Source organism: Cohaesibacter intestini (genome assembly GCF_003324485.1).
Lineage (GTDB): Bacteria > Pseudomonadota > Alphaproteobacteria > Rhizobiales > Cohaesibacteraceae > Cohaesibacter > Cohaesibacter intestini.
Map to the genome: position 1 here is coordinate 671690 of NZ_QODK01000002.1, position 18138 is coordinate 689827.

16 protein-coding genes and 1 riboswitch are annotated in these 18138 nt (G+C 56.6%); of the genes, 7 read left to right on the top strand and 9 right to left on the bottom strand.

Going from position 1 to position 18138, the window contains the following annotated elements:
- The first annotated feature begins 86 nt into the window (after positions 1–86).
- The 4 genes from DSD30_RS08620 to thiQ all read left to right on the top strand — a co-directional run bounded on the left by DSD30_RS08620 (position 87) and on the right by thiQ (position 4930).
- The gene (locus tag DSD30_RS08620; RefSeq protein ID WP_157967621.1) at positions 87–1226 is read left to right on the top strand and encodes an alpha/beta fold hydrolase; all 1140 of its coding nucleotides are present in this window, start codon (positions 87–89) and stop codon (positions 1224–1226) included.
- A gap of 53 nt (positions 1227–1279) precedes the next feature.
- Positions 1280–1401: riboswitch (TPP riboswitch) on the top strand.
- A gap of 152 nt (positions 1402–1553) precedes the next feature.
- Positions 1554–2564: a thiamine ABC transporter substrate binding subunit gene (gene thiB, locus DSD30_RS08625; protein WP_114009221.1), complete on the top strand. Its 1011-nt coding sequence runs from the start codon at positions 1554–1556 to the stop codon at positions 2562–2564.
- The gene (locus DSD30_RS08630) at positions 2536–4248 is read left to right on the top strand and encodes a thiamine/thiamine pyrophosphate ABC transporter permease ThiP (protein WP_114009222.1); all 1713 of its coding nucleotides are present in this window, start codon (positions 2536–2538) and stop codon (positions 4246–4248) included. Before thiB ends, DSD30_RS08630 begins: the two co-directional genes overlap by 29 nt.
- Complete coding sequence (gene thiQ / locus DSD30_RS08635) at positions 4235–4930, top strand: thiamine ABC transporter ATP-binding protein (protein WP_114009686.1); 696 nt, start codon at positions 4235–4237, stop codon at positions 4928–4930. The genes DSD30_RS08630 and thiQ overlap by 14 nt, the downstream gene beginning before the upstream one ends.
- A 78-nt stretch (positions 4931–5008) precedes the next feature.
- Here thiQ and DSD30_RS08640 read toward each other — a convergent pair whose 3' ends face one another.
- The 8 genes from DSD30_RS08640 to cutA form a co-directional block, all read right to left on the bottom strand.
- Positions 5009–5851 carry a dipeptide ABC transporter ATP-binding protein gene (locus DSD30_RS08640; protein WP_114009223.1) on the bottom strand — a complete coding sequence of 281 codons (843 nt, stop codon included), beginning with the start codon at positions 5849–5851 and terminating at the stop codon, positions 5009–5011.
- Positions 5848–6702, bottom strand: a complete 855-nt coding sequence (locus DSD30_RS08645; RefSeq protein WP_114009224.1) for an ABC transporter ATP-binding protein — start codon at positions 6700–6702, stop codon at positions 5848–5850. The genes DSD30_RS08640 and DSD30_RS08645 overlap by 4 nt, the downstream gene beginning before the upstream one ends.
- A 12-nt stretch (positions 6703–6714) precedes the next feature.
- Complete coding sequence (locus DSD30_RS08650) at positions 6715–7620, bottom strand: ABC transporter permease subunit (RefSeq protein ID WP_114009225.1); 906 nt, start codon at positions 7618–7620, stop codon at positions 6715–6717.
- Positions 7621–7635: 15 nt separating this feature from the next.
- Positions 7636–8643, bottom strand: a complete 1008-nt coding sequence (locus tag DSD30_RS08655) for an ABC transporter permease subunit (protein ID WP_114009226.1) — start codon at positions 8641–8643, stop codon at positions 7636–7638.
- Between the two features lie 224 nt (positions 8644–8867).
- Positions 8868–10457: an ABC transporter substrate-binding protein gene (locus tag DSD30_RS08660; protein WP_114009227.1), complete on the bottom strand. Its 1590-nt coding sequence runs from the start codon at positions 10455–10457 to the stop codon at positions 8868–8870.
- Positions 10458–10740: 283 nt separating this feature from the next.
- Entirely contained in the window at positions 10741–12552 is a 1812-nt protein-coding gene (locus DSD30_RS08665) for an aminopeptidase P family protein (RefSeq protein WP_114009228.1), read from the bottom strand.
- A gap of 89 nt (positions 12553–12641) precedes the next feature.
- A complete protein-coding gene (locus DSD30_RS08670) occupies positions 12642–14084 on the bottom strand; it encodes an aldehyde dehydrogenase family protein (protein WP_114009229.1) in 1443 nt (480 codons plus the stop codon).
- 170 nt (positions 14085–14254) lie between these two features.
- Positions 14255–14563 (bottom strand): divalent-cation tolerance protein CutA, encoded by a 309-nt coding sequence (gene cutA, locus DSD30_RS08675; protein WP_114009230.1) that lies wholly within the window; start codon positions 14561–14563, stop codon positions 14255–14257.
- Between the two features lie 92 nt (positions 14564–14655).
- Between cutA and DSD30_RS08680 the strand changes: the two genes are divergently transcribed.
- The 3 genes from DSD30_RS08680 (at position 14656) to DSD30_RS08690 (ending at position 16671) form a co-directional block, all read left to right on the top strand.
- Positions 14656–15429, top strand: a complete 774-nt coding sequence (locus DSD30_RS08680) for an NAD kinase (RefSeq protein ID WP_114009231.1) — start codon at positions 14656–14658, stop codon at positions 15427–15429.
- Between the two features lie 156 nt (positions 15430–15585).
- Positions 15586–16089: a response regulator gene (locus tag DSD30_RS08685; protein WP_114009232.1), complete on the top strand. Its 504-nt coding sequence runs from the start codon at positions 15586–15588 to the stop codon at positions 16087–16089.
- 81 nt (positions 16090–16170) lie between these two features.
- Positions 16171–16671, top strand: coding sequence for an Hpt domain-containing protein (locus DSD30_RS08690; RefSeq protein ID WP_157967622.1), 501 nt, complete (start codon positions 16171–16173; stop codon positions 16669–16671).
- Positions 16672–16764: 93 nt separating this feature from the next.
- Here DSD30_RS08690 and DSD30_RS08695 read toward each other — a convergent pair whose 3' ends face one another.
- Complete coding sequence (locus DSD30_RS08695; protein WP_114009234.1) at positions 16765–17919, bottom strand: DUF2336 domain-containing protein; 1155 nt, start codon at positions 17917–17919, stop codon at positions 16765–16767.
- Positions 17920–18138 lie beyond the last annotated feature (219 nt).

An 18138-nucleotide genomic window follows, 5' to 3' on the forward strand; every position in this document is an offset into this window, starting at 1 on the left:
TCTTGGCAGCAGGCATGAGACAGGGTAAGACGAAAAGAGAGGCAGGTTGTTGTCATGACTTGCCTCCTTTTATGGGAGTGACAAGGATGAGCGACCCGATGCAGCCGATTGTAAGACGGTTTGAAATCACCGCTGGTGACGGACTGATCCTGCGAGGCGAAGTCTTTGGCGATCGCTTGTGGACGGGCACGCCGGTCATTTGCCTGCCGGGCCTCACCCGCAACAGCCGGGACTTTCACCCCCTTGCGGAGCGTCTTGCCAGCGACCCGGACAATCCCCGCTTCGTGATGATCCTCAACAGCCGCGGACGTGGTCCGTCCGACTATGACAAGAATCCGGAGAATTACAACATTGTGGTCGAGGCCAATGACGCCCTTCATGCGCTGGCCGCAGCCGGACTGCATGAGGCCATTTTCATCGGCACCTCGCGTGGCGGCCTTCTCACCATGGCCATTGCGGCCTTGCGCCCCACCGCCATTGCAGCAGCAGTGATGAATGATATCGGCCCGGTGATTGACGTCACGGGTCTGGCTCGCATCAAGACCTACCTCAATCGCGCCAAGCCGGTGGAGGACTGGGACGATGCAATCTCGTTCGTCAAGATTGCCAATTCCGGTCAGTTCGAAGCCCTGAGCGAAGAAAACTGGCAGCAAATGGCCCAAATGACTTTCCGCGATGACAATGGCAAGCCAGCCAGAGACTATGATATCGCCATTGCCAAGGCCATGAATGACGTTGATCTTTCAATTCCCTTGCCAGACGCCTGGCCGCAGTTCCTCGCCATGTCCCACGCGCCGGTTCTGGTGCTGCGCGGCGCACACTCCGACATTCTGAAAGCTGAAACAGTCCGCCAGATGGTGGCCCGCCATCCTGATTGTCAGGCTCACGAAGTGCCGGGACAGGGGCACGCTCCGCTCTTCGTCAAAGACGAGCTCAACGATTTGGTTGCCGCCTTCCTCGCCGAGGTGGACACAAAGCGCATAGAGCGCACTCCATGTGCCAACCCGGCCTTCCAGACCGAAACCGAAATCACCTATCTCGAACATCCCAATCAGCCCGATGAGGACAAGATTCCCGAGGCCACACCGGAAGAGGCCCCGCCCCCAAGGGAGCTGACCGAGGAGGACATTCGCCGCGCCAAAGAGCAGAAACTACAGGATGTGCTCGACATTGCCAGCGAAATGGCAGCCATGGTCGAAGAAGAGAAATCCGCCTCCCACCGATAGCGGGAAATCGCACTTTGCTTGATTGTCTTCTCGACAATTTATCACTAGAATGCCGCACTGTCCCGGGGTGCTCGGATGTCTCAAAGTTGGACAATCCGAGCTGAGATGCACCATCGCGAACCCGTAGAACCTGATCCGGATCACACCGGCGTAGGAAGAGACGAAGCTTTTTCCAAAGCCTCCCTCCCCACGACCCAATCCGGTCAATCGCTTGGGCGTCTTGCCATCATCATCGTTGGCCGGGCGCCTCCCCCATTGTGACGGCCTGCGCGCTCGCGCAAATCCCTCACACCCGTTGGAGACAACCCACCCGTTGGAGACAACCACATGAAGGCATTGACCCTTTCTCTCATCAGCGCCGCCCTTTTGGCGTCCACATCCTTTTCGGCAACCGCCGACGACAAGCCGACCCTCACCGTCTACGCCTATGATTCCTTTGTTGCCGAATGGGGCCCCGGCCCTGCCATCAAGAAAGGATTTGAAGAGACCTGCGGCTGCACGGTGACTTATGTCGCACCCGGGGATGCAACCGAGACCTTCAACCGCGTCCGTCTTGAAGGCAAGAACACCAAAGCCGACATTCTGGTGGGGCTGGACTCAAACCTTGTCGCCGATGCCGAGAAAAGCGGTTTGTTCGAGGCCCACGGCCTGACGACAGATCACCTCTCCCTGCCGATTGACTGGGATGCCTCCACCTATATGCCGTTTGACTGGGGCTATTTTGCCTTTGTCTATGACAGCAACAAAGTGGAAGACGCGCCCAAGAGCTTCGATGAGCTGCTGAATGCGCCCGAAGATCTCAAGATCCTCATTCAGGATCCACGCTCCTCCACCCCGGGTCTTGGATTGCTGCTCTGGATCAAGGATGTCTATGGCGACAAGGCCGGCGAAGTCTGGGCCAAGCTTGCCCCACGTATCGTCACCGTCACCAAGGGCTGGTCGGAGGCCTATGGCATGTTCCTTGAAGGGCAGGCCCAGATGGTGCTGAGCTATACCACGTCCCCGGCCTATCACATCGTGGCAGAAGAAAAGACCAACTATCACGCAGCCGCCTTTGCCGATGGTCACTATATGCAGGTTGAACTGGCCGCCATCACCAAAGCAAGCGCCCACAAGGACCTCGCCAAGAGCTTCCTTGCTTATCTGACTGGCCCGGCTGCGCAAAAGGTCATTCCGACCACCAATTGGATGTATCCGGTGGCGCTTGACAAGGCCGAGTTGCCTGAAGCCTTTGGCACACTGGTCCAACCGGACAAAGCCCGCCTGATCGCACCCAAGGACGTCCCGTCCATCCGCCGCGAAGCACTGGATGAATGGCTTTCGGCCCTCAGCCAATAATCTCTCCTTGATCAATGCATCGCCCGGACCATCGGGCGGTGCGTCCCACTGGAAAGGCAACAACGTGCAGCAGAAGGCGAAAAGCGGCATTTTCGGCTACGGCATCCCCGCTGCCTTTGCCTTTGCGTTCCCCATCGGGTTGGTCATTGCCAGCCTGATCGCCCTTTGGTCGGTCGCCAGTGACAGCCTGTCCGATGGCTCTCCGCTAACGGCTCTCATCGATCTTGCCTCGGAGCGCTATATTCGCCGCGCCATCTTCTTCACCCTGTTGCAAGCCACCCTTTCCGCCTTGCTCTCCACTTTGCTGGCCATCCCCTTGGCCCGTGCACTGGCCAGCCGTGATTTTCCAGGCAGAGGCGCGATCCTGTCCCTGTTCGGTGCCCCTTTCATTCTGCCGGTGATTGTCGCCATTCTCGGCCTGATCGCCATCTGGGGCCGCAATGGCCTGATGGCGAAAGCGTCCGCAGCGATCAGCCTGCCAGAGCTGCCTTTTTATGGCCTGTTCGGTATTCTGCTGGCGCATGTCTTTTTCAATCTGCCACTGGCAACCCGCATTCTGCTGCAAGGCTGGCTGACGATTCCGTCCGAGCATTGGCGTCTGGCCGCCCAATTGGGAATGAAGCACGCTCAGGTCGCTCGCCATATCGAGTGGCCAATGCTCCGCGAACGCCTGCCCGGCATATTCGCGCTCGTCTTTCTGCTCTGCGCCACCAGCTTCACGGTCGTGCTGGCGCTCGGTGGCGGCCCCAAGGCAACAACCATCGAACTGGCCATCTATCAGGCCATCCGTTTTGAATTCGATCTTGAACGCGCCGCGATCCTTGCTTGCATTCAGATCCTGCTCTGCGCCGGATTAGCCTTGCTGTTCCGCACCATCACCAAAGACCATGACACGGGCCAAAGCCTTGGCGGTCTGATCAACCGACAAGACCGCACCAGCCCGCTTCTGCGTCTGCTCGATGGCATGGTGATTGCTCTGGCACTGGCCTTTCTGGCCTCCCCTTTGCTTGCAGCCTTTGGGCGCGGCGCGCTCAGCCTGATGGTGCATGGTGTGGATCTGGATGCCATATTGATGGCAAGCCTGCGCTCTGTTAGCGTTTCTCTGGGCGCTTGCACCATCATGCTGTTGATCAGCCTGCCGCTGGCGCAAATGTCGCTGCATCTCAAGGGCAAAGGACGGCGCATTGGCGAGCTGCCGGGCTTTGCCATCCTCGTTGCCCCACCCATTGCCTTGGGTGCCGGGCTGTTTGTCATGCTGCATCAACATATTTCGGTCGATGATCTGGCCCTGCCCCTCACCAGCCTGCTCAATGGCCTGCAAGCGGTCCCCTTCGCGCTCATAATCCTGTCTCCCGCCATGGCGCGGGTTGAGCGCGATTATGGCCGTCAGATCCTCCATCTCGGCATGGATCGCAGGGCCGCCATCCGGCTGGTTCATTGGCCACTCATGCGCCGGCCGTTGGGCCTCAGCCTTGGCATCGCAGCGGCCTTGTCGATGGGCGACCTCGGGGTCATCGCCCTGTTTGGCTCCCCTTCAGAGCCGACCTTGCCGCTTTATCTTTACCAGCAAATGGGCGCCTACCGCATGGATCAGGCCTATGGCTCCGGTCTGCTCTTGACCCTGTTTGCCTTTGCTGTCTTTCTCCTCTTTGACAAGGGACTTGGTGGCCGTGATCAAGATTAAAAAGCTACATATCGCGCTGGATGACTGGCAACTGACCGCAGATCTGTCGCTCGCACAGGGCCAGTTCTGCGCCCTGATCGGTCCGTCAGGTGCGGGCAAGAGCACCATCCTCAACGCCATTGCCGGCTTTTTGCCGATCGGGCCGGGACAGATCCGCATCAACGGGCAGGATCTTGCACCCCTGCCCCCTGCAGCACGCCCGGTCGCCATGTTGTTTCAGGAGCACAATCTCTTTGCCCATATGTCCATCGCAGACAATGTGGCCCTTGGCATCAATCCCTCGCTCAAACTGACGGTGGCTGAGCAAGGAGCCGTCGCCGAAGCACTCGATCAGGTCGGCCTCACGGACATGGGCAACCGCCTACCCCGAGCCCTCTCCGGCGGCCAGCGCCAACGCGCCAGTCTCGCCCGCGCCATGCTGCGCAAGAAGGACGTTTTGCTGCTCGATGAACCCTTCGCGGCACTGGGGCCAGCCCTGCGCAAGGAAATGCTGGCTTTGGTCGCGGATCTCTCCCGCCAGAATGGCCAGACCGTGATCATGGTCACCCACCATCCCGAAGACGCAAAAATCGCCTCCGACATCACCGCTTTGGTCGATGAAGGTCACATCGCCCAGTGCGGCCGGACCGATGCCGTCTTTGCGTCCCCTTGCGAGGCACTCAAGCGCTATCTTGGCCTATGAAATCCTGCAACAAGGCAAAGAAAAACCCGCCAGAGGATCAATCGGGCGGGTTTTTCTATTCTGACCAATACGCTCAGATCAGGCTCTGGCCTGTTTCTGAACGCGAGCACGGATATTCTCGATGCTGGTCTGCGGGGTCGCAGCCAGCAAGGTCTTGGTATAGTCATGCTGCGGGTCATTGAAGACCTGATCCCGCGTACCATGTTCGACAATCTCGCCGAAATACATCACCATCACCCGGTCAGCCAGATATTTGACCACCGATAGATCATGCGAGATGAACAGATAGGAGAGCTTGAACTCGTCCTGCAAATCCTTCAACAGGTTGAGGATCTGCGCCTGAATAGACAGATCAAGCGCTGATACCGGCTCATCAAGCACCAAAATTTTCGGGTTCAGCATCAAGGCACGGCCAATGGCGATGCGCTGGCGCTGACCACCGGAAAACATGTGCGGATAGCGACCGAAATGCTCTGGCTGCAGACCAACTTTGATCAGCATAGCCATGGCTTTTTCGCGTCGTTCATCCGCCGACATTTCCGGATGGTTGATCAGCAGCGGCTCTTCCAGAACGGCCCCGACTTTCTGGCGCGGATTGAGCGAGCCATAGGGGTTCTGGAACACGATCTGGATGGTCCGGCGCATGTCTGCCGTGACCCGCTTATTCTCGATATTATACGACTTGCCCTGAATATTGAGTTCACCGGAAGTCTGGACATCGATCAGGGTCAGGATACGGGCCAGAGTCGACTTGCCGCAGCCAGATTCCCCGACCAGCGCCAGAGTTTCACCTTCAAACAGGTCAAAATCGATGCCCTTCAGCGCTTGCACGGTTTCGGTCTTGCCGAACATTCCGCCCTTGGAGACATAGTCTCGGGTGATGTTGCGCACATGCAGAATGGGAGTGGTCTGATCATTCATGATGCAAGCGTATCCTCTTTACTGAAGCCACTGGCAAAATCGCTCACCGTCGGCAGGCGGTCGCCATCGGCACGCTCTGGCAGGGCAGACAGCAGCGCCTTGGTGTAAGGATGTTTCGGGCTTTCAAACAGGTCAAGCACATTGGCCTCTTCCATCTGTTCGCCATTATACTGCACCACAACCCGGTCGGCGGTTTCCGCCACCACACCCATATCGTGGGTGATCATGATCAGTCCCATATTGCTGTCGGTCTGGATGTCCATCAGCAAATCCAGAATCTGCTTCTGAATGGTCACATCCAGCGCCGTGGTCGGCTCGTCAGCAATCAGAAGCTTTGGATTGCAGGCAATGGCCATGGCAATCATCACGCGCTGGCACTGGCCACCGGACATTTGATGCGGGAAGCTCGACAGGCGCTTTTCAGGCGTCGGGATGCCAACCGATTCAAACAGTTCGATGGTGCGTTTTTTTGCTTCTTTCTTGTCCATGCCCAGATGGGTTCTGAGCACTTCGCCGATCTGAAAACCAACCGTAAAGCACGGATTGAGGCTGGCAATCGGCTCCTGGAAGATCATCGAAATGTCCTTGCCAATCACCTGTCGCCGTTCCTTTGGCGTCAGGGTTTTCAGATCACGACCATCAAAGGACATGACATCTGCATTGACGGTGGCGCTGTCGGGCAACAGGCCCATTGTGGCAAGCATGGCAACCGACTTGCCCGAGCCGGACTCGCCAACAATCGCCAGCACTTCGCCTTTGCTGACCGTATAGTCCACGCCCTTCAAGGCCCGGAACGGCCCCGCGGCGGTATCAAACTCTACCGTCAGATTGCGGATTTCCAACAAACTCATGTGCAAATCCTCCTATGAACGCTTCAGTTTGGGGTCGAGCGCATCGCGCAACCCGTCACCGATGAGGTTAATTGCCAACACCGTCACCAGAATGGCAACGCCCGGGAAGGTCACAACCCACCAGGCACGCAGAATGAACTCGCGTGCTTCGGCCAGCATCGTGCCCCATTCCGGGGTTGGTGGCTGGGCACCGAGCCCAAGGAAGCCAAGGGCGGCAATATCAAGAATGGCGTTCGAGAAGGACAAGGTGCCCTGCACGATCAGTGGTGCTGTACAGTTTGGCAGAATGGTCAGGAACATCAGCCGCAGATCGCGAGCCCCGGCCACACGCGCAGCCACCACATATTCCCGTTCCCGTTCGGCCATTACCGCAGCACGAGTCAGACGAACAAAATGCGGTTGGAAGACGATCGCAATGGCAATCATCGCATTGAGCAGGCCCGGCCCAAGCACCGCCACCATCACCAAAGCCAGCAACAGGCTCGGAAAGGCAAGAATAATGTCCATGATGCGCATGATGACGGTATCGACCTTGCCGCCATAATAGCCGGCAATCACACCGACAAAAATACCACCCGTCAACGCGATAAACACGACGACCACGCCAACAAACAGCGAGAAGCGTGAGCCCATGATCAGCCGCGACAGGATATCACGGCCCACCGCATCTGTGCCCAGAAGGAACTGGCTTGAGCCCCCCTCCTGCCAGACCGGCGGCATCAAGAAGGCGTCACGATACTGGAAGTTTGGATCATGCAGCACAAGAAGAGGTGCCAGCAAAGCAACCAGCGCCAGAAAAACAAAAACGCACAGCCCGATGACCGCGCCCCGGTTTTCGCTGAAATAGTACCAGAATTCCTTCAGCACCGCCTTGGTCGACTGGCGGGAAATGTCTTCTACTTTTGTAATATCAGTCATATGTCACACTCCCACCTAGTGATGTCTGATGCGCGGATTGATCAGGCCATAGAGCAGATCAACGATCAGGTTAACGCTCATCACCATTACGGCGATCATCAGCAAACCACCCTGCACGACCTGATAGTCGCGGCGGGAAATGGAATCGACCATCCACTTGCCGATACCCGGCCAAGAGAAAATGGTCTCGGTCAGAATAGCCCCAGCCAACAGCACGCCGACCTGCAGACCAATGGTCGTAACCACCGGAATGAGCGCGTTTCGCAAAGCATGCAGACCGATGACACGAAACTTGGTCAAGCCCTTGGCGCGCGCGGTGCGGACATAATCTTCGCCCAGCACTTCCAGCATCGCCGACCGGGTCTGACGCGCAATCACCGCCATCGGGATCGTCGCCAACACGAAGGATGGCAGGATCAAATGCGATGCAGCAGACTTGAATGCCCCTTCCTCGCCAGACAACAGCGAGTCAATCAGCATGAAGCCAGTGACCGGTTCAAAGAAGAACATCACCGAAATGCGGCCCGAAACCGGTGTCCATTGCAGAATGCCGGAAAACAGGATGATCATCAGCAGCGCCCACCAGAAGATCGGCATCGAATAGCCCACCAGAGCGGTCGTCATGACAGAATGATCAAAGAAAGAGCCACGCTTCACCGCAGCGATGACCCCGGCAGGAATGCCGATGGATACCGCGATGATGATCGCGACGAAAGACAGTTCCAACGTTGCGGGGAACAGGGCAAAAAATTCGTCCCATACCGGACGCCTTGTTGCCATCGACATTCCGAAATCGCCCTGGAACAGGCCGGTTACATAGTCGAAATACTGCATGATCACAGGTTTGTCGAAACCAAAAGCAGCCTGCAGTTCAGCATAGCGTTCGGGCGAGATGCCCCGTTCGCCTGCCAGCAGCAGGATTGGATCACCCGGCAGCAGCCGAATGAAGAAGAATGCAACCAGTGTCACGCCGATAAAAGTCGGTATCAGCATCCCGACTCGACGCAAGAGAAAACCCAACATGAATGATGCCAGTCCGTTTGCTGAAAGAGTCAGTCGCCCTTTCAGTCATTTCAGCAGCCATCCCGCCACCCGCTTTTATTGTGCGGCTACCCGTCTTGTCGGCTATCCATTGTAGAACGGCGGGAAATTCGAACCACCCTTAGCGGATGCGGCCAGCGCAATCCATAGGTCCGATACAAAAAAGGGCAAAGGCGGACAAATCCGCCTTCACCTTTGACATCAGATTACTTGATATCCACACCGTAGAAGATGTGACCACCAAATGGATCGATCTTGAAGTCGACCACTTTCTTGCTGACCGGCTTGAAGACAACAGAGTGAGCAATGGTTGCCCATGGAGCTTCACGCTTGAAGACCAGCTGTGCTTCTTCATACAGCTTGGTGCGCTCTTCCATGTTCGAAGTCTGCTTGGCTTTGATCAGCAGATCGTCAAACTCTTTGTTGCACCATTTTGCACGGTTTGCGCCAGACTCAACAGCATCACAGCCGAGCAGCACATACATGAAGTTGTCCGGGTCACCATTGTCACCGGTCCAGCCGAGCAGAACGGTGTCATGCTCGCCAGCGGACGAACGCTTCAGATACTCGCCCCACTCGAAGGACACGATCTCGGCGTCAACACCAATGGCTTTCCAGTCAGCCTGGATCAGCTCGGCCATACGACGTGCATTCGGGTTGTAAGGACGCTGAACAGGCATGGCCCAGATGTTGGTTTTCAGATCGGACTTGCCAGCTTCCGCCAGAAGCTTCTTGGCTGCTTCCGGATCATATGGATCATCCTTGGTCGCTTCATTGTAGGACCACATGGTTGGCGGGATCGGGTTCTTGGCAGCAGCACCAGCACCAGCAAACACGGCATCCAGAATAGCCTGCTTGTTGATGGCCATGTTCAAAGCCTTGCGAACACGAACGTCCTGGAACTTTTCTTTCTGGTTGTTGTAAGCCAGATAGCCGACATTGAGGCCTTCCTGCTGCATCAGCTCGATGCTGTCATCCGCTTTCATTGCCTCGATGTCAGCCGGATTAGGATAAGGCATGACATGGCACTCGCCAGCTTTCATTTTCTGATAGCGAACGGATGCATCCGGTGTGATCGAGAAGATCAGGTTGTCGAGCGGTGCTTTACCAGCCCAATAACCAGGATGAGATTTGTAGCGGATCACGGCATCTTTCTGATAGGCAACCAGCTGGAAAGGACCGGTACCAACCGGCTTCTGGTCGAACATTTCAAGGTTGCCGCCTTTGGCGACCTGATCAGCATATTCTGCGGAATGGATCGACGCAAAGTCCATGGCCATGTTGGCGATGAATGGCGCTTCGACCTTGGAAAGCACGAATTTCACGGTGTTATCGTCAACTTTGACGATTTCCTTGATCAGGCTGTCCATCGACATGCCACCGAAATATTCGTAGGTGCCACCGGAAACCTTGTTGTAAGGATGGTTGGCATCTTTCTGACGCATGAAGGAGAAGATCACGTCATCGGCGTTGAAGTCGCGAGTTGGGGTGAATTCCTTGGTGGTGTGGAACTTCACGCCTTTGCGCAGATGGAAGGTATATTCCAGACCATCATCAGAAACGTCCCAGCTTTCAGCCAGACCCGGAACGATGTTGGTTGCGCCGCGCTCGAACTCCACCAGACGGTTGAAGACGTTTTTGGAGGACGCATCGAAGGTGGTGCCTGCCGTATACAGAGCCGGGGTAAAGCCCTCAGGGCTGCCCTCGGAACAGTAAACCAGGGTTTTTGCCTGCACACTGGTTGCCATAACAGCAGCCAAAGCAGTCGCAGCCAGAGCTTTGGTAAGCAACTTCATTGTTTGATCCCTCTCAAATCATTATCATTGTGATGTTGCTGCTGACGATATGCTGTTGGCGCTTCAATGCCGCAAGCATATCTCGTCAGCCTCTCGATTGGGTACCGGAAGCAAGGCTCCCAGGCACCCGAAAACGGTACACCAAAGTCGAGTACAAACTCATCAGAAATGCAACGCTTTTATTCAGAATTTTTTGCCCAATTTGGCAAAGAATCTTTGCAATTGTTTCGCGACAGGAAAAATTTTGTCATCTTTGCCAAGGTGCACAAAAAAATCCTGTCGATCAGTGGCTGATTGGCTCAGTATTTTTGCGAAGCCAATCGCGGGCAAGATCCTCAACCAGATCACCCATCTCCGCCCGCACCCGCGCATGATAGGCATTCAGCCAGGCGATTTCATCGGCGTCCAGCAAAGCTGGGTCGATCAACTCGCGTGCAATGGGCACGAGGGTCAGATCCTGAAAGCCCATATACCCATTGTCCAGCCGGACAATCTCAACCAGATTTTCGATCCGGATGCCATAATGACCGGCTTCATAATAGCCCGGCTCATTGCTGACAATCATCCCGGGCACCAGATCAAAGGCGCTGACAGGCTTGGCGATCCGCTGCGGCCCTTCATGGACGCACAGAACATGCCCGACACCATGCCCGGTGCCATGGTCATAATCCATGCCATATTGCCAAAGTGGCTGACGGGCGATGACATCGATATGATGGCCGCGCGTGCCATCGGGGAAGGCCAGCATCGCCAGCCGGATATGCCCTTTGAGCACCAAACTGTAAGCCTTGCGCACTGCATCGCTGACCGGCGCAAAGGCCATGGTGCGGGTGGCATCCGTGGTGCCACAATCGAACTGCCCACCACTATCAAGCAGGAAGATGGAGTTTTCGAGCAGCGGTTTGTTGCTCTCTTCATCGACGCTGTAATGGCACATGGCCCCGTTGGAATCCGAGGCCGCAATCGTCCCGAAGCTTGGCTGGCGAAAACCGTTCAATTTCTGCCGCTCTGCCAGTATATGATCGACCACCTCCAATTCGGTAATCGGATTGCCTGAGCGGGCCCGTTCGGCCACAGACCCGGCAAGCCAAGAAAGCGTCTGGATCCATGCGACAGAATCACGTTTGCAGGCCTCGGCCATGCCCGCCAGCTCAACCTTGTTCTTCACCGCCTTGGCGATTGCCACCGGCCCGCGCTCGAACTGCACGACACCGCCAGCGGCTTCGACAGCCCGCACTGCCGCATAAGGGGCGAAATCAGGATCGATCAGGACCTTTTGTCCTTTGCCAATCAGGGCCTCAAGCTCGGTCAGGAAGGCATCTGGCGCAAGCAAGGCGATATCATCAAGGCCCTGCCCTTTTATCCCGTCGGGAAATTTCTGCTGATCGACGAACCACCGCACCGACCCATCGGCCCCAACGATCGAAAAGGAATGCGGCACCGGATTATAGTCCACATCACCGCCGCGGACATTGAGCAGCCACGCAATGCCGTCAGGCTGCGTTTCCACCAGCCAATCAACGCCTTTCTTCCCCAGCAGACGCCCGATCCGCGCCCGCTTGTCCAGAGACGATTCGCCTGCAATCTGCTCCGGCAAACGGCTGATGGCAGCAGTTGGCTTGGCGGGTTGATCGCGCCAGATGAGATCGACAAGATTGGTATCGACAACCGCGAGCTTGGCTCCGGCAGCTTGTGCCCCTGCGCTGAAGCGCTCCACCCAGCTTGCTGGCAGCAACATCGCATCATAGCCAACCGTCCATCCCTCAGCGGCATGTCCGGACAGCCATTGCTCGAGCGGCGCATCAATCAGATGCTCATAGCCAAACAGCTCGGGTGAGGTCTGCTCACGGACCTGCACGCTGTAGCGTCCATCAACGAACAGCAAAGCCGCATCCGCAGTCACCAGCCCCAAACCCGCGGACCCGGTAAAGCCGGTCATCCAGGCAAGGCGCTCGTCATGGGCTGCGCAATATTCCCCCTGATGGGCATCAAAGCGCGGCACGATATAGGCATCAAGTCCGCGTTCCTGCATCACCTGTCGCAGTTTGGCCAGCCGTTCACCAATGCTGGCCTCATCACCGATCGCAACTAGCATCGAATGGAATCTCCTGATTTGGAACCAAAAATCCCCCACCCAGACACAGCACCCCTGAAGATACCGGCCTGAATGGGGGACGTATCAGATCAACCTGCAAAATTGTAGGCGGTCTTCACCGTGGTGTAGAATTCGGCGGCGTAACGTCCCTGCTCGCGCGAGCCATAGGACGAGCCTTTGCGGCCACCGAATGGCACATGATAATCCACCCCGGCAGTTGGCAGATTGACCATCACCATGCCCGCCTGCGACAGGCGCTTGAAGTCACGCGCCATTTTCAGATTTTGCGTGCAAATACCGGACGACAAGCCGAATTCGGTATCATTTGCCAACGCCAGACCCTCGTCGAAATCATCAAACTTGATCACGCTGGCGCATGGACCAAAGATTTCCTCGCGGCTCACCCGCATCTGGTTGGTGGCATTGACGAACAAAGCCGGACGCTGATAATAGCCCTCGGCCTTGCCATTGACCTGCTCACCACCAATCACCTCGGCCCCCTCGCTGGCGGCAACAGCAACATAATCAAGGTTGCTATTGAGCTGAGACGAAGACGCTACCGGTCCAATCTGAGTTGCCGGGTCGAGTGCATCGCCGACCACCAGAGCGGACATTGCCGCCTGCAGCTTGTCAACAAAGGCATCATGAATGCCCGACTGGACAATCAACCGCGACGAAGCGGTGCAGCGCTGACCAGTGGAGAAAAAGGCGCTGTTGAGGCAAGAGCCAACCGCAATATCGAGATCGGCATCATTCATCACCACCATCGGGTTCTTGCCACCCATCTCGAGCTGAACCTTTTTCAACCCACGTGCTGCCTCCACCGCGATGGAGCGCCCCACCGGCACAGACCCGGTGAAGGAAATGGCATCAATATCCGGATGAGCCAACATCGCATTGCCGACCACAGACCCGGACCCCATGACAAGGTTGATGACGCCATCTGGACATCCCGCCTCGGCAAGAATTTCAACCAGAGCATGGGAGCAGCCCGGTGTCAGGTCCGCAGGCTTCAACACCACTGTGTTGCCATAGCAAAGGGCTGGAGCGATCTTCCAGGCCGGAATGGCAATCGGAAAATTCCATGGGGTGATCAGACCAACGACACCCACCGGCTCGCGGGTCACTTCCACATCAATGTCCGGCCGCACAGAGGCCAGAAGATCACCAGCATTGCGCAGGGCTTCACCAGCAAAGAACTTGAAGATCTGGGCTGCGCGCACGGTCTCGCCGATGCCTTCGGCCAGCGTTTTGCCCTCTTCGCGTGACAACAGCGCACCAAGCTCTTCCTTGCGTGCCAGAATAGTGGCACCGACCCGTTCCAGCAGATCAGCGCGCACCTGTGGCGAGGCCATCGCCCAAGCGGGCAGCGCCTGCCGGGCAGCGGCAACTGCCATCTCAACTTCGGCCTCTCCGGCGCGAGCATAAAGACCAATCACCTCTGCAAGATTGGACGGGTTCCGATTTTCATTGAAATCGGCACCACCAATCCAGCGTCCCCCAATTAGATTCTCGAACACCTTATCCGTCATCTCGCCCTCTGCGTCTTTCTGTTGTGTATTTTTGGATACAATATACCTATCTCCGATATAAACATATTTGCTCTCCCCTGCAAAGCGCGAAACGGAAACACTTGAGGAATTTACCGGCGCCCGAATTCAGCATCCCCTGTGCCGCCTCACCCATTGGTCTCGCCAGCCACTCAGCCAAGGAACCCCTCAAGCCCGTCAGTGACCGGCAGAACCACCAAAGCCGGCTTGTCATAGGGGTGCAACGCGGCATACAGGGATTTCAGCGGCTCAAGGCAGGCCCTTTGCGTCTTGGCCAGAAGCAGAATCTCGGACTCTTCCTCCATCACGCCCTGCCACCGATAGAGAGACAGCATGCCCGGCAACAAATTGACGCAGGCCACCAGACGCGCCTCCAGCATTGCCTTGGCCAGCTTTTTGGCCACCTCCAATGAAGGGCACGTGCCATAGACCATGACGATGTTGCTGTTTTTCTCACCCATTCCGAAGCTCTCCCAATTGGAAAATTGTTGCAACCATGCTACTTCACGAGGCGAAGCCTACCACACAGGCAGTTTAAAAACGGACCAATTCCATGTCACGGCCCTTCGAAAAGATCGCCTTTCTCTCCACACCAACGGAAGAAGCAGAAAGGGCACGCATGCGACTGGCCCACCGGTATGGTTCCGTGCCGCCTGCGGATGCAGATGTCATTGTCGCCCTTGGTGGTGATGGATTGATGTTGCAAACCCTGCATCGTCACATGAATTCCGGCATTCCTATCTATGGCATGAATTTCGGCTCCATCGGCTTTCTGATGAATGAATTCCGGGAAGATGATCTGCTGGACCATCTTCAAAAGGCCGAACCAAATGAAGTCCATCCACTGGCGATGAGGGCGACCGACTTCGACGGCAAGATCCATGAAGGACTTGCCATCAACGAAATTTCGGTTTTCCGCCAGACCGCACAAGCCGCCAAACTCGAAATTCACATCGATGGCAAGGTGCGAATGGAGGAACTGATCTGTGACGGCATTCTGGTCGCCACCCCCACGGGCAGCACTGCTTACAATCTCTCGGCCCACGGACCGATCCTGCCAATGGATTCGCCATTGCTGGCACTCACACCAATCAGCCCGTTCCGCCCCCGCCACTGGCGTGGTGCCCTGCTGCCCAATACGGCCGACGTGAAAATTGTCGTCAGGGAACCTGCCAAACGGCCACTGAGCGCCGTTGCCGACCATGTGGAATTCCGCTCGATTGTCGAGGTAGACATACGCGAGGACGAGTCCAACACCTGCATCATTATGCTTGATCCGGAACAGGGCTGGGCAGAGCGTATCCTCACCGAACAGTTCCGCTACTGAGGCCTTTTGCCGTAAGGCACCATCGCGCAAGACCTTACCAACCTAAGGCTTCCTTAACAGACGCCGGTTAGACTGGGCAGAAGAAAGGGGCGCTCCCTTGATTTTGCAAGATGTGCCTTACAGAAACAGCGCTGTTCATAACCAAGATGTAAGTCTATGATCAATGTAGATCTGTCACAGCTCCGATTCCTGGTCGTCGATGACAATGCCCATATGCGCCGCGTTGTCAGAACTTTGATCCACGGATATGGAGCGCGTGAAGTCACCGAAGCAGAAGACGGGGCGGCTGGCCTGGAATTGTTTCAGACCAATCAGCCCGACATTGTAATCACCGATTGGTTCATGCCGATTTTTTCCGGCATCGAACTGACCCGCATGATGCGCAATCCGATGTCATCAGCCAACCCGACGGTGCCGATCATCATGTTGACGGGACATTCAGAGAAAAAGCGCGTGACCGAGGCGCGTGATGCAGGGGTAACTGAGTTTTTGTGCAAACCGATTTCGGCCAACGCCCTCTACATTCGCGTGGCCTCCTGTCTGGTCAACCAACGCCCCTTCATCCAGGCGGCAGGCTTTTACGGACCAGATCGCCGTCGATTTGCAAACCCGCTCTACAAGGGCAATGAAAGACGCAAAAGCGACGCCCACGCGGCATGATCACGCCGCCCCGCGCGGCGCCAACAATGAGCAAGCCCGGCATCTCAAATGGACGGATGGGGCAAGCAGAGGACAGACCTGATGGCGGACTATGAGATCATCAAGCCCAAAGTCGATCTACGCAAGAAGATCAAGATCCTGCCGAACAATAGCGACTATGATCCTGTCGCCAAGGCAGAACAGGCACTGCAACGCCTGTCAGTGAATTTTGGCACCTGGATGCAGGAAGAGGTTAAGAGGCTTCAAGCCGCCTGGAAGGATATCGAGGACAATGGCTATTCGGAAGACCGCCTGACCGCCCTGTTCCGCTCCGGCCACGACCTGAAGGGTCAGGCCCACACGATGGGCTTCCCGATTGCCGGCAACATTGCCGGATCGATGTGCGATCTGATCGAGAAAATTGAAGACCGGGATCAGCTGCCAATGGACATGCTGCGCAAGCATGTGCAAGCCATCAAGGCCGTGGTCAAGGAAGACGCTCGTGCTGAGGACAATGCCATTGGCAAAGCGCTGGCGCAGGAACTGGCAGGCATCGCCGAAGATTGGATCGCCAAGATTGCTCCGGACAAGCTGGAAGACTGATCGTACTTTTCAGAGAAGACCACCAAAAGCAAAAAGGCTGCCTCGGACTGAGCAGCCTTTTTGCTTTTGGTCTCATGTCTTTGTGCTTGGCACTCAAGCCGCGCTAATTTGCCTGAAGGCAAAGCGTTTCTCACGCGCTTCATCGCGGGCGATTTGCGTCGCAAAGCGGCGCAGCAACGCATGCAGATCGTCCATCTCGTCATCAACAAGACCGTTATAGTCATTCAGGATGCGATCCACCATCAAGCGGGCAAACCGCGCCCGAGAGGCCGCCGGATCGATTTCGCGCGACAGTTCCCCATAAGCAACCAGCGCCGCATGGACGGCCGGAACAATCCGTTCTGCCAGCCCGGCCTTCCGGCAAAGCGCAAGAACAACCCCTTCACTGGGATCTTCGACACTGGCCAATATTCTCTTCTGGTCCAGATCGGTCAGGCTGACCATCGCGGCGATGAAAAGCTCCACATTGCCCATGCACAGACCACGGATCAGAATGTCGGCTGTCAACTGACCGGAAAGACGCAAATGCTCCACCAGCGCCAGCATCTCGGCCCTGTCCGCACAGCAAAAGGCCAGATCGACAGTCGCCTTGTCGCAGGCATCCTTGACCAGACTTTCCCGCCGCTCGCTGCTGACGAAACTCTTGACCAGCCCCAACTGCTCCAGAGCATCCCCCAGCTGAACAATCAGTGTCTGACGGATATCAACCGGCAACCCCGGCAAATCCAGCAAGGCATTGCGCAACTCTGGCATTTGCCCAAACCGCTCAGCCAGCCGTCGCAAACTGAACACAGCCAATTGCGCACCGGGATTTGCCAGCATCGCGCGACAGGCTTCAGGGCCGGCAACCTCAGCCATCGCGGCTGACAATGACGGACTGATCGACGGCCGCGACGCAATGGCAAGCTGCATGGCGACACTGCCTTCAGCCACCAGATCCACCAACTCCCCATCCAGCAGAACGGGGGAACAGGCCACGACGGGCAACGCCACAGAATCGATATCCTGAATAAGCGAGAGAATGACCTGACGCGGCGCATGTGGCGACGTCGCCAATGCCTGACTGAGGGCCTCGCGTACCATCGGGGCGGGATCATCAAGCAGAATTGTCAGGGCCGTATCAGCAGCTTCTTTTTCGGATGGCTCCAGCGGCGAATAGAGATAGGCCCGCGCCAGCGCACTGGTCGCCTCCGCGCGCCGTTCCACAGGAGCGGTGTCCATCCAGGAGAGAAACTTGGCTACAATCATCCCGACTAGTCCCCGGCCAAAGGCCTACGCATCACTTCAAAGGAACAACCCGGCACCGCCGCAAAAGGCAGAATGCAAGGTCATCTGAATCGGGAAAGTATGTGGTGAAGTGTCTTTGCACGCCATGCACCAGTGGTCACACGCAGTCCCGAGCCTTACTCGGACTCATTGTGGCCCAGCAACTCTTAACGATCGGTTCACCATAAATGGAAAAGACAG